The organism is Mycolicibacter kumamotonensis (genome assembly GCF_002086285.1).
GTDB lineage: Bacteria > Actinomycetota > Actinomycetes > Mycobacteriales > Mycobacteriaceae > Mycobacterium > Mycobacterium kumamotonense.
This window is the reverse complement of the sequence record NZ_MVHU01000001.1, coordinates 278,144-290,552: the sequence shown is the minus strand read 5'-3', so window position 1 is coordinate 290,552 and position 12,409 is coordinate 278,144. Positions and strand designations below refer to the sequence as shown.

The following is a 12,409-nucleotide window of genomic DNA, read 5'->3' as shown; positions in this document are numbered from 1 at the left end:
TTCTTCGCGAGCAGACACAAAATCGCACCCGCGGCCACCGCGGCGTGCGATTTTGTGTCTGCTGGCCGTAAGGATCAGGCGCTGAACCGGTAGTCGTCGAGATCGAAGCGCCGGCTGCGCCAGTAGGCCTCCACCGTGGTGGTGGGCCGCAGCGGGACGTCGCCGTTCTTGTCGAAGTAGTAGCTGTTGGCCAGCCGGCAGCTGTCCTGCCAGAACACCTGGCGGTGCCGTTTGCTCATCATCTCGTCGAAGTAGCGGGCGTTGGCCGCCTCGGAGATCTCCACCCTGGTGGCGCCGCGCCGCCGAGCGCGTTTCAGGCAGCGCACGATGTGATGGGTCTGCGCCTCGACCAGCGCGAAATACGACGACCCGACGTAGCCGTACGGGCCGAAAACGCTGAACAGGTTGGGGAATCCGGGGATGCTGACCCCTTCGTAGGCCTGCAGGCGGTGCTCGTCCCAGAATTGGCTCAGCGACTGGCCGCCGGCCCCGGTGACGGCGAATGTCGGGATGTTGTCGCTGTCCATCACCTTGAACCCGGTGGCCAGGATGAGGACGTCGACGTCGTGGGCGGTTCCGTCGGCGGTGACGACGCCGGTGGGGGTGATCCGAGCGATGGGGTCGACGACCAACCGCACGTTGTCGCGGTTGAACGTCGACAGGTAGGTGTTGTGGAAGCCGGGGCGCTTGCACCCCACCGCGTAGCGCGGGGTGAGCTGCTCACGCACCACTGGGTCGCGCACCTGTCGGCGCAGGTACGCCCGCCCTGCCGACTCCATCCGCTTGGCCAGCGGGAACACCGTGAAATATTGCGCGGCGATGGGGAAGGTCGCTTCGACGAAGGCCTGACTGACCAGACGCTGCACCGACTTGCCGCCGGGCAGCTTCATCGCCCAGCGCAGCGGTGACGCCAGCGGTACGTCGAATTTCGGGAAGCACCAGATCGGGGTGCGCTGAAAAACGGTGAGCTCAGAGACGATCGGCGCGATCTCGGGGATCACCTGCACCGCCGATGCCCCGGTGCCGATCACCGCGACGCGCTTGCCGGTCAGGTCTTGCGAATGGTCCCAGCGCGCGGTGTGGATGCTCACCCCGGCGAACGTGTCGACACCGTCGATATCGGGCAGATTGGGTGTGGTGAGCACCCCGCTGGCATTGATCAGGAACCGGGCCGTGACCATTTCGCTGTGCCGATGCGGCGGTTCCAGCTTCGCCTCTCCTTCGTCGAGCCTCGCTGAACCGCCGGGCTGCGTTTCCACCCGCCACCAGCCGTGTTCCTCGTCGAATACCGCGGCAAGCACCGTGGTGCCGAACCGGATTCGCGACCGCAGCCCGTACTTGTCGACGCAGTGCTCGGCATAGTTCTTCAGCTCCCGACCCGGTGCGTAGGTGCGCGACCACTCGGTGCTCTGCTCGAAGGAGAACTGATACGAGAACGACGGAATATCCACTGCGATACCGGGATAGGTGTTCCAGTGCCAGGTGCCGCCGACCCCGTCACCGGCCTCCAGGATCAGATAGTCGGGCATGCCGGCGCGGTCGAGGCCGATCGCGGCACCGATGCCGGAGAACCCGGCGCCGACGATCAGCACCTCGTGGTCGGGCTTTGCTGTCACGGCTGTCACGGTGGCTCCTCGTCGCTCTAACGCTCGACGGTAGCGCGCCGCGCCGAGGGGCGGTGCGCGTTAACCCGAATCCGGCGCGCCTGACCGGCGCGAAACGACCGGTCGAGGTCGGGGGAGCCCAGGGGTGACCTGGCCTCACGCCACCGCCACGGCCTCAGGACTATTCGGACCTCAGGGCCGTCTTCAACGCCGTCAGCCCGCGGTCGGCGGCCTCGGTAGCCGCCGGGATCACCCCGGCGTAGCCCAGGTAGCCGTGCACCAGTGTTTTGGCGTTGTGCACCTGCACCGGCACCCCGGCGGCGGCCAGCAGTTCGCCGTAGCGGATGCCGTCGTCGCGCAGCGGGTCGTGGCCGGCCACCGCGATGTAGGCCGGCGGCAGGCCGGCCAGATTCACAGCGCGCGCCGGCGCCAGCGTCGGCGGCGGATCGCTGAGATCGACCCCGCCGGCATAGGCCAGGGTCAACGCGGCGATCGCATCACGGTCGATGATCGGTGCGTGGGCGTTCTCGGTGAAGGACGGCAAGGTGATGTCGTAAGTGGTGGCCGGGTACCACAACAGCTGAAACGCGATCGCCGGGCCGCCCGCGTCGCGGGCCAGCTGAGCCACCACCGCGGCCAGGTTGCCGCCGGCCGAGTCACCGGCCACCGCGAGCCGGGCCGGGTCCCCGCCCAGTTCGCCGGCGTGTGCCGCCACCCACTCGGTGGCGGCCAGAGCGTCCTCGACGGCAGCCGGGAACGGGTGTTCGGGGGCCAGCCGGTAGTCCACCGACACCACCACCGCGTCGGCGTCGACCGCGTGCTGGCGGGCGGTTCCGTCGTGGGTGTCGAGGTCGCCGGCGACGAAACCGCCGCCGTGGAAGAACACCACCACACCGACCGGTCCGTTTTCCGCACTCGGTGGCCGGTAGATGCGCACCGGCAGGTCCCCGCCGGGCCCCGCGATGACGCGGTCGTCGCTGGGCAGGTCCGGATACACCGGGCGGCGCGGCAGGTCACGCATCTGGCGGCGCGCGGCCTCGATGCCGTCGGCAAGTGTCAGTCGGAACGGGACGGCGTCCAGTACCTTCAGCACTATGGGGTCGATAGCGGAGTCGTCGTCGGCGAGCGGCATGAGAACACCGTACGCAACGCGCCTGGTTCCCACCGCCTGGGCTGCGGCCGGTTGGGTCGGTGTGGGTTACGGCATCTTTCTGACCGTGCTGGCGTTGCGGTCGCCGCCGGGGGAGGCGTTGACCGGGCACTGGGTCGGCCAGCCGGCGTTCAAGTCGTCGATGGCGCTGTTGCTGGTCGTCGCCGCCGCCGCGCACCCGATCCTGCGTGAGGCGCGCTGGCTGATCCCCGCATTGACCCTGTCGGCCGCCGGCGACTGGCTGCTGGCGATCCCGTGGTGGGAGCCGTCGTTCGTCGCCGGTCTGACCGCATTCCTCCTGGCGCACTTGTGTTTTCTGGGGGCGTTGGTTCCCCTGGCAACGGTTTCCCGGGGCAGGCTCATCGGGGTGGGGCTGATCAGCGTGAGCTGCCTGGCGCTGCTGGCGTCGTTCTGGCCCGGCCTGGTCCGCGAACAGATGACGGTCCCGGTGACGGTCTACGTCGTGGTGCTCGGCGCCATGGTGTGCGCGGCGCTGCTGGCGAAGCTGCCCACCCGTTGGACCGCGGTGGGCGCGGTGTTCTTCGCGGTTTCGGACGCCATGATCGGAGCCGGCCGGTTCGTCTTGGACAGTGAGGTGTTGGCGGCGCCGGTCTGGTGGACGTATGCGGCGGCGCAAATGCTCATCACGGCCGGGTTCTTCTTCGGTCGCTCCGGCCCGGCCGAACCGGCAGCAGAGCACTGAAATCCGCTGGGGGTCAATGCCGGTGGTCTCCGGTCCCCGGGCGCAGCCGCTCCGGGTCGAATGCCGGGAACCGACGGCGGTGCGGAGCGGTCATGTGGTCGTGCTCCAGCGCGTCGCCGTGGCCGGAGGCGATGTCGGCGATGCTGAACAGCGACTCGGTGCCCGGCGTGAAGTAGTGACTGTGGCCGGCCGTCGGGAAGGACAGCCCCGGTGTCTCGGCTTTGAACCGGGTCGAGCCGTAGCCGTCGTCGGCCGGATCGCGGCCCAGGCCCAGGGTTGCCGCGGTGCCGGGCACGGGCAGCTGCGGTTCACCGGCGAAACCGGTGACCGGGTCCCAGGATGCCGCGCCCACATAGACGTGCCCTCCGTCGGGTAGGTGAAAGTCCTTGGCGCTGCGCGCCAGGTCGGTGCCCGGCGAGCCGACCAGCACCACGTCGTCGGCGCGCATCCCGAAGCCCGCCGCGGCGTCGGCTACCGTCGTCGAGCCGTAGGAATGCCCGATCACCGTGATGTGCGAGGCGCCACGGTGCGCCGCCCGCAGGGCGTCGATGTCCGCGGCCAGCAGGGCCCCGCCTGCGCGTGCCGAATTCGGTTGTGCCACCGACGGATCAAGCAGACTGTCCGGGGCGCGGTAGCCCATCCAGGTGATGACTGAATTCGACCGGGTGGGATCGGCGCGGACCACTTCGCGGTAGACGTTCACCCCGTCGGGATGCGACAGGTACCCGTCGCGGACGCTGCTGTGTGCCCCCGGCACCAGCACCGTGGTGTTGTCGGCGACGTCGGGATCGCCGATCGCGATGGCAGCGCGGCCCCGACCGCCGAACGCCGCCGGGTCATAACCGAGCAGCAGCACCGGGTCTGCATCGTCACGCGCGTTGACCCGAAGCCCGTCGCGGACCCGTAACGCGTTGTCGTAGCGGATCATATCCGCGGCGCTGATCGCCTCGGTGGCGTTCTCCACCCGGCTGATGTCGTCGGCGAGCAGTTGCCGGTTGATCCGATCACGCGCCCGTGCCGAAACGCCCCGAAGCGTGCTCGGCTCCCGATCCGCGGGCGCGCTCAATGGTTCGCAGCCGACGGCATAGCCGGCACTCAACGCGCCTAGCAGCGCCGCACCGGCGCGGTCGTCGGCGACCGCGTCGGCGACCACCCGGCGGATGTCTCGGGTCTTGGCGGCCAGAAAGAGCTGGAATTGGCGGGCGCCGGCCGGGGTGTCGCAGGCCAGGCCGCGCTGATCGTCCAGCGCATCGCGGATCTCGGCGCCGATGGCCTCAAGCCGGCGACGGCCGTCGGCGTTGCCGTGAACCACCTCGCGCAGCGTCGCCGACAGCAGCCGATCGGTACGCGCCGAGGCGTGCTCTCGAGCTATCAGTGCGCCTTCGCGGTCGCGTGCCGCCTCCGCGTGGGCCCCGCGCTCCTCGGGCATACCGCAGCAAGGTAATTGGGGGTGACCGACGGCGCGGTCGCCGATCCACAGACCACCGCGGGTGTGATCCGGCGGCTGCCGCGGTCGGCGCAGTCTGCTAGACCTGCGGGGTGAGCGTCGACAGCAAACCCAGCGAGACCGCTGGACCCGTGGCCCGGGTGCTGCCGATGCTCTCGGTGCCGCACCTGGACCGTGAGTTCGACTACCTCGTCACGCCGGAGCAGGCCGAGGATGCTCAGCCCGGCGTGCGGGTGCGGGTGCGCTTCCACGGCCGGCTGGTCGACGCCTACATCTGGGAGCGCCGTGCTGACACCGACCATGTCGGCAAGCTGGGCCGGCTGGAGCGGGTGATCTCCAGCGAACCGGTGCTCACCGCCGAAGTCCGCCGGCTGGTGGAGGCGGTGGCGGCCCGCTACGCCGGCAGCCGGGCTGACGTGCTGAGGCTGGCGGTACCGCCGCGGCACGCCCGGGTGGAGCGCGAGGCGGTGACCCCGGCGCAGACCCCCGTGCCCGCACCGGTCGATCCCGCGGGCTGGCAGCGCTACCGGGCGGGCGAGCCCTTCCTGGCGGCGCTCGGGCAGGGGCGGGCGGCGCGGGCGGTGTGGCAGGTGCTGCCCGGTGATTCGTGGACCGACCGCTTCGCCGAGGCTGCGGTGTCCGCCATCCGGGCCGGGCGCACCGCCCTGGCGATCGTGCCCGACCAACGCGACATCGACGCGCTGTGCAGCGCCGCGACGGCCCGGATCGACGAGTCGGCGGTGGTGGCGCTGTCGGCGGGCCTGGGACCCGCCACCCGCTACCGGCGCTGGTTGTCGGTGCTGCGCGGTGGGGCCCGCCTGGTGATCGGCACCCGCAGTGCGGTGTTCGCCCCGCTTGCCGAGCTGGGACTGGTCATGGTCTGGGACGACGGCGATGACAGCCTTGCCGAGCCGCGGGCACCCTATCCGCACGCCCGTGAGGTGGCGATGCTGCGGGCCCACCTGGCGGGGTGCGCGGCGCTGATCGGCGGGTACGGGCGCACCGCCGAGGCGCACGCGCTGGTCCGTACGGGGTGGGCGCATGACGTGGTGGCCACCCGGACGGTGCTGCGGGCGGCCGCGCCGCGGGTGGTGGCCCTCGACGACACCGGATACGCCGAAGAGCGCGATGCCGCAGCGCGCACCGCCCGGCTGCCCTCGGTGGCATTGCAGAGCGCGCGCAGCGCACTGGCCGCGGGTGCACCGGTGCTGGTGCAGGTGCCGCGGCGCGGCTATGTGCCGTCCCTGGCCTGCGGACGCTGCCGCACCATCGCCCGCTGCCGGCACTGCACCGGTCCGCTGTCACTGCCGGAACGCGGCGGTGCCGCCGTCTGTCGCTGGTGCGGCCGGGTCGACCCGGCGCTGCGGTGCGCACGCTGCGGGTCCGATGCCGTGCGGGCGGTGGTCGTCGGCGCTCGGCGCACCGCCGAAGAACTCGGCCGCGCCTTCCCCGGGACCCCGGTCGTCACCTCCGCCGGTGAGACCATCGTCGATCACACCGGCGACGGCCCCGCACTGGTGATCGCCACGCCCGGCGCCGAACCGCGCACCCCGCAGGGCTACGGGGCGGCGCTGCTGCTGGACAGTTGGGCGCTGCTGGGCCGACAGGACCTGCGTGCCGCCGAGGACACGTTGCGGCGCTGGATGGCCGCAGCAGCGCTGGTACGCGACCGCGACGCCGGCGGGGCGGTGACGGTGGTCGCCGACTCGTCGATCCCGACGGTGCAGGCCCTCATCCGGTGGGATCCGGTCGGCCACGCCGACGCCGAGCTGACCACCCGCGCCGAAGTCGGCCTACCGCCGGCGGTGCACATCGCGGCCCTGGACGGTGACCCGGATTCGGTGACGGCGCTGCTGGAGCAGGCGCGGCTGCCCGACGGCGCCGAGGTGCTCGGCCCGGTGCCGCTGCCGCCGGGGGTGCGGCGCCCCGCCGGTGTCCCGGATGAGCTGCCGGTGATCCGGATGCTGGCCCGGGTGGGACGCGACCACGGCCTGTCACTGGCGGCGGCTTTGCGCCACGGAATCGGGGTGCTCAGTGCCCGCGGGTCGCACCATCCGGTGCGGGTACAGATCGACCCGCTGCACATCGGCTGACAGCGGGAAGCCGGCTCACAACCAGCATCTCCGATCGCAGAACATCAGGGTGCAGCCGGTGGCTTCCAGCACGGCCCGTCCGGGCGGTCCCAGCAATACATCGGCGGGACCGGGACGCTGCGGATCCACCACGATCAGTTGGATCGGCGTCGTGCTCCGGTGCAGGTGCTCCAGGAAATTGAGCAGGCCCCTGTGTTCACAGACCGCGTCGATGTCGAGATCTGGCTGGCCTGCCCGCAAGCTGGCCACCCGGTTCGCGAGGTCGGCGGCGACGCGCTGGTCCAGCGCCGGGCCGGGGTCTTCGGGGCCGGTGTGCGGGGGCTGCTGCAGAGTGAAAACGCGCAGCGGCGCAGATCGCAGTCGCGCTTCGGCCACCCCTTGTTCGAGGACGGCGTCGCTCGCCGGTGAACCGTCCACCACGGCGAGCACCAGCCCCGCGCCGTCCGGGCCCGGACGGGCGCATCGCGGCACGACCGCCACCGGGCAATGCGCTGCGACCGCCAAGGCCGCCGCGGTGGATCCGATCCGGCCGTGGGTGGCGTGTTTGAAGCCGATGGAACCGACGCACACCAAGGCCGCCGATCGGGATGCGTCCAACAGTGCGGTGGCCGGGGGACAGCGCATGATCTCGGCCTCTACCTTGGCCGGTTTACCGGTCGATTCGATCGCGTTGATCGCAGTGCGGACCGAGCTCTCGGCGGCCGCGACGTCGTCGTTGTCCCCGAGTGCGTACACCAGCACCAGCGGAATGTCGCGGTCGACGGCCTCGTCGAGGGCCCACATGACGGCTTGCATCGCTGCGCGTGAACCGTCGATACCGACGACCACATGCGGGGAAGACAGGTACTGGGCACGCACGGCAACCGCCCTATCCGACCGCGACTTCCAGGACGTCATCGAGCGAGCGCCGTGGTGTGCGTGACGGGGGCTCCTCGCCCGCGGGCGCGTGCCCGATGCGGATCAGCACCTGCGGTACGACGTCGCTTCCCACCAGCGTCTCGACGATCTCCCGTGCGGCCTGTACCTCGGTCAGGTGTGTCAGCGGGCAGGTGGCCAGGCCGGCCATCGTGCATTCCAGCAGAACCGTCGAGAGCGCTTCGCCGGTCGTCAATGCGGCGGCGCGGGTGTCGCTGTCGGTCGACAGCACCACGATCGTCGCCTCGTCTTCGCGGACCCGAACGCGTCGTTCGGTGTGGTGGACGGCCGGGAACATCCGGCCGACATCGACCCGGTCACCTTCGGCTGCTGAGGCCAACGCGCTGTAGGGAATTCCCGAGGATTCCTCGAACGGGACTGTCCAGCGGCGTAATTCGGCGTGATACGTGGAGTCGTAGAGTCGCAAAGACTCCGCCAGTTGTGATGCCTGCACCAAGCGTGGTCGGGTGTCCTCGGGCAAGACATCCAGGTGCACGTCGTGAGGGGCGAGGCGGTTGCGCAATACCGGTTCGAACAGTTCCCAGTCCATCGGAGACTGCAGTGGCAGTCGATCGCTGCGGCGCTCCCAGATCGCTGCTGCCCGGCGGCGGTGTCCGTCGGTGACATAGCCCATCCGAGCGAAACGGATCGAGGCGAGATGGTTGAGATCGTTGGGATTGGGAAACCGGTCGGTGTCGGCGCGCACGGCTGCCGAGCACATCGCCACCCGAAGGTGGTCCAGCGCCGCGCCGCAACCGATGATCGCCTCACGCCCGGCCCGGTCGGTCGGCAGCACACGGCTCGAGTCGAGGAACAACTGCAGGGCAGTGCCGTCGAACACCCACCGCCACGGCTGAATGTTGTGCAGCGACGGGGCACGACATGCCGCCCGTACCGCATCCTTGACGGTCTCGGTCGCCACCATCGCGGCAGACATCTTGGCCCTCCGATCTCCACCTGCCCTCCATGATCGCGCGGCGGAGATGTCCGCGGAAGGGCCGTTTGGCAGTTCGCGCGATGCCCTTGGACCCACCCCCGGGCCGTAGCGACCGGTCGGGACCAGCTGCCCACCGGTTGAGGTCCAACGACCCCTGCCGAAAAGTTCGGTCCCGCAGTAACTTCACAGAGGAGTCGCCTGGCCGATCGGCCGGTCGATCACAACGGTTGGAGGGCCGCACGATGTCACAGACCGGGGCGAGAGCCGGAATCGTGGTGGGTGTCGACGGATCGGCTGAATCCGACGCCGCGGTGGCCTGGGCGACCCGTGAGGCGATCATGCGCACGCTGCCGATCACGTTGCTGCACGTGGTGACGCCGTTGGAGACCGGATGGCCGCCCGGGCCGCTGGACGACGGCATGCCGAGTTGGCAGGCCGACGCGGCGCGGAAGGTTCTCGCTCAGGCCGGCAGCGTCGTCGAGGCCAGCCGGGGCGCAGCCGCATCACCCCGGGTGCACAGCGAGGTGGCCTATTCCCAGGTCGTCGCCACGTTGATCGGCGCCAGCCAGGACAGCTGGATGACCGTGGTCGGCTCCACGGGACTCGGGGCGATCGGTCGCCTGCTGCTGGGCTCGGTGAGCACCAGCCTGCTTCACCACGCGCACGGACCGATCGCGGTCATCCGCACCGATCGGGAATTTGCGAAAGATGCGCCCGTGGTGGTCGGAATCGACGGTTCGCCCGCGTCGGAGACCGCCACGGTGCTGGCCTTCGACGAGGCCTCCCGCCGCGGCGCGCCGCTGGTGGCACTGCACGCCTGGAGTGACGTCGGCGTCATGCCGATCCTCAACATGGACCGCGGCGATTACGAACGCCAGGGACACGAAGTCCTGGCCGAACGTCTCGCCGGTTACCAAGAGCAGTATCCCGATGTCTCCGTTGAGCGGCGGGTGGTCTGCGATCAGCCCGCCCGCTGGCTGGTCGAGGCCGCCGAGCACGCGCAACTGGTGGTGGTCGGCAGTCGTGGCCGCGGTGGATTCGCCAGTCAGTTGTTGGGGTCGGTCAGTTCGGCGGTGGCCCACGCCGCGGGGATCCCGGTGATCGTCGTTCGCCCGCGGCCCCCGGAGAACTAGAGCTCGACGACACCGCGCATCGCATCGGCAGCGGACGCGGTGCCCGTCGGCTTCCCTAAACTGTGCCGGTGCGCATCGTCTTCGCCGGCACCCCGGACACCGCGTTGCCGTCGTTGCAACGACTGATCGACTCTCCCCGCCACGAGATGGTCGCGGTCCTCACCCGACCCGACGCTGCGTCCGGGCGACGAGGGCGCCCACAACCGTCCCCGGTGGCGCAACACGCCCTCGACCACGGCATCCCGGTGCTGCGCACGAACAAACCGAACTCGGCGGAGTTCGTTGCCGAACTGGCCGAACTCGCACCACAGTGCTGCCCGGTGGTCGCCTACGGGGCGCTGCTGCGCGACGGGTTGTTGGCGGTGCCGCAACACGGCTGGGTCAACCTGCATTTCTCGCTGCTGCCGGCCTGGCGGGGCGCCGGTCCGGTGCAGGCAGCAATCGCAGCCGGTGACGAGGTGACCGGCGCGACCACGTTCGCGATCGAGCCGGACCTGGACTCCGGGCCGGTATACGGGGTCGTCACCGAGACGATCCGACCCGATGACACCGCCGGCGAACTGCTGGGCCGATTGGCGGTCTCGGGCGCAGAACTGCTGGCGGCCACCCTCGACGGAATCGCCGACGGCGCGCTGACCCCGGTGCCGCAGTCGCCTGACGGGGTCAGCTACGCCCCGAAGATCAGCGTCGACGATGCGCGGGTGCGCTGGGATTTGCCGGCCGCGGTGATCGAACGGCGCATTCGTGCGTTCACCCCGCACCCGGGCGCCTGGACGCTGATCGGTGATCTGCGCGTCAAACTCGGCCCGGTGGCGGTTGTCGCCGACGGTCCAGAAAGCCTGGCGCCCGGGCACATTCATGTCGATCGGCGCAATGTCTGGATCGGCACCGGATCGGCCCCGGTGCGGTTGGGTCAGGTCCAGCCGCCGGGAAAGAAACCCATGAACGCCGCCGACTGGGCGCGCGGCGCCCGGCTCGACTCGTGCGTGCGGGCATCATGACCCGCCCGCCCCGTCGTCCGCAGCGACCCGCCGGCCGGCCGCGCAAAGAACGCAGACCACTGGACCCGGCGCGCCGCGCCGCGTTCGACGTGCTGCAGGCGGTCTCGCAGCGTGACGCCTACGCGAACCTGGCGCTGCCGGCGGTGCTGTCCGAACGCGGGATCACCGGCCGCGACGCCGCTTTCGCCACCGAACTGACCTACGGAACCTGTCGGGTCCGCGGGCTGCTCGACGCGATCATCGGAGCGGCGGCGCAGCGTTCGCCCGACGCGATCAACCCGGTGCTGTTGGATTTGCTGCGCCTGGGCGCCTATCAGCTGCTGCGCACCCGGGTCGACGCGCACGCCGCGGTGTCCACCACGGTTGAGCAGGCGGCGATCGAATTCGATTCGGCGCGAGCAGGTTTCGTCAACGGTGTACTTCGCACCATCAGCACGCGTGACGAAGCGTCCTGGACCGCGGAACTCGCGCCCGACGCGGCCGCCGACCCGATCGGCCACACGGCGTTCGTCCATGCGCACCCGCGCTGGATCGCGCAGGCCTTCGCCGACGCCCTGGGGCCCGCCGCCGGTGAACTCGACGCGGTGCTGGCCGCCGACGACGCGCGTCCCCAGGTGCATCTGGCCGCACGGCCCGGGGTACTGACCGCCGCCGAGCTGGCCGCCGCCGTGGACGGCACCGTGGGACGGTATTCGCCCCATGCGGTCTATCTGCCCGGCGGCGACCCCGGACGGCTGCAGCCGGTGCGCGACGGTCAGGCCCTGGTCCAGGACGAGGGCAGTCAGTTGGTGGCCCGCGCGTGCGCGCTGGCCCCCGTCGAGGGGGACACCGGGCGGTGGCTGGACCTGTGTGCCGGCCCGGGCGGCAAGACCGCGCTGCTGGCCGCACTGGGATCCGCGACCGGGGCCCGGGTGACCGCGGTGGAGCCGTCGCCCCAGCGCGCCGCCATGGTTGCCGAGAACACTCGCGGGTTGGACGTGGAGGTCCTGACCGCCGACGGCCGCGACCGCGACCTGTTCGGTGACCATCACCCCGGCTTCGACCGGGTGCTCGTCGACGCGCCGTGCACCGGCCTGGGTGCACTGCGGCGCCGGCCGGAGGCGCGCTGGCGACGTCAACCCGCCGACGTACCGGTGCTGGCGAAACTGCAGCGCGAACTGCTGGCAGCGGCGATCGCGCAGACCCGGCCCGGCGGCGTGGTGCTCTACGCGACGTGCTCGCCGCACCTAGCCGAAACGGTCGGTGTGGTGGCCGACGCGCTGCGGCGGCATCGGGTGACCGCGCTGGACACCCGGCCGCTGTTCGCGCCCCCAGGAGGCCCGGGCGCGCCCGGACCGGATCTCGGGGACGGCCCGCACGTGCAGCTGTGGCCGCACCGGCACGGCACCGACGCCATGTTCGCCGCCGCGCTACAAGTAATCTGAGC

The 12,409-nt window shown here is 70.9% G+C and carries 10 protein-coding genes; 5 read left to right on the top strand and 5 right to left on the bottom strand.

Annotated elements, in window-relative coordinates; all coding sequences use genetic code 11:
* Positions 1-74: 74 nt before the first annotated feature.
* Positions 75-1,616 carry a flavin-containing monooxygenase gene (locus BST28_RS01220; protein WP_083079534.1) on the bottom strand — a complete coding sequence of 514 codons (1,542 nt, stop codon included), beginning with the start codon at positions 1,614-1,616 and terminating at the stop codon, positions 75-77.
* A 169-nt stretch (positions 1,617-1,785) separates the two neighbouring features.
* Positions 1,786-2,736 carry an alpha/beta hydrolase gene (locus BST28_RS01215; protein WP_083079532.1) on the bottom strand — a complete coding sequence of 317 codons (951 nt, stop codon included), beginning with the start codon at positions 2,734-2,736 and terminating at the stop codon, positions 1,786-1,788.
* Between BST28_RS01215 and BST28_RS01210 the strand changes: the two genes are divergently transcribed.
* Positions 2,735-3,457, top strand: coding sequence for a lysoplasmalogenase (locus BST28_RS01210; RefSeq protein ID WP_065288483.1), 723 nt, complete (start codon positions 2,735-2,737; stop codon positions 3,455-3,457). The two genes, BST28_RS01215 and BST28_RS01210, sit on opposite strands and share 2 nt — an antisense overlap.
* Before the next feature lie 13 nt (positions 3,458-3,470).
* Here the strand turns inward: BST28_RS01210 and BST28_RS01205 are convergent, their stop codons facing one another.
* A complete protein-coding gene (locus BST28_RS01205; protein WP_083079530.1) occupies positions 3,471-4,886 on the bottom strand; it encodes a DUF4226 domain-containing protein in 1,416 nt (471 codons plus the stop codon).
* Between the two features lie 167 nt (positions 4,887-5,053).
* On the opposite strand from BST28_RS01205, the gene BST28_RS01200 reads away from it, so the two are divergent.
* Positions 5,054-6,997 (top strand): primosomal protein N', encoded by a 1,944-nt coding sequence (locus BST28_RS01200; protein ID WP_083079579.1) that lies wholly within the window; start codon positions 5,054-5,056, stop codon positions 6,995-6,997.
* A 15-nt stretch (positions 6,998-7,012) separates the two neighbouring features.
* Here BST28_RS01200 and BST28_RS01195 read toward each other — a convergent pair whose 3' ends face one another.
* Both BST28_RS01195 and BST28_RS01190 read right to left on the bottom strand, forming a co-directional pair.
* Positions 7,013-7,855 (bottom strand): universal stress protein, encoded by an 843-nt coding sequence (locus BST28_RS01195; RefSeq protein WP_234808154.1) that lies wholly within the window; start codon positions 7,853-7,855, stop codon positions 7,013-7,015.
* A gap of 10 nt (positions 7,856-7,865) precedes the next feature.
* Positions 7,866-8,849 (bottom strand): Acg family FMN-binding oxidoreductase, encoded by a 984-nt coding sequence (locus BST28_RS01190; RefSeq protein ID WP_065288481.1) that lies wholly within the window; start codon positions 8,847-8,849, stop codon positions 7,866-7,868.
* A gap of 242 nt (positions 8,850-9,091) precedes the next feature.
* Here BST28_RS01190 and BST28_RS01185 point away from each other — a divergent pair, with 242 nt between their 5' ends.
* The 3 genes from BST28_RS01185 to BST28_RS01175 all read left to right on the top strand — a co-directional run bounded on the left by BST28_RS01185 (position 9,092) and on the right by BST28_RS01175 (position 12,407).
* The gene (locus BST28_RS01185) at positions 9,092-9,982 is read left to right on the top strand and encodes a universal stress protein (RefSeq protein ID WP_019738286.1); all 891 of its coding nucleotides are present in this window, start codon (positions 9,092-9,094) and stop codon (positions 9,980-9,982) included.
* Between the two features lie 68 nt (positions 9,983-10,050).
* Positions 10,051-10,983, top strand: coding sequence for a methionyl-tRNA formyltransferase (gene fmt, locus BST28_RS01180; RefSeq protein ID WP_083079575.1), 933 nt, complete (start codon positions 10,051-10,053; stop codon positions 10,981-10,983).
* Positions 10,980-12,407 carry an RsmB/NOP family class I SAM-dependent RNA methyltransferase gene (locus BST28_RS01175; protein WP_083079577.1) on the top strand — a complete coding sequence of 476 codons (1,428 nt, stop codon included), beginning with the start codon at positions 10,980-10,982 and terminating at the stop codon, positions 12,405-12,407. Before fmt ends, BST28_RS01175 begins: the two co-directional genes overlap by 4 nt.
* The last annotated feature ends 2 nt before the right edge of the window (positions 12,408-12,409 follow it).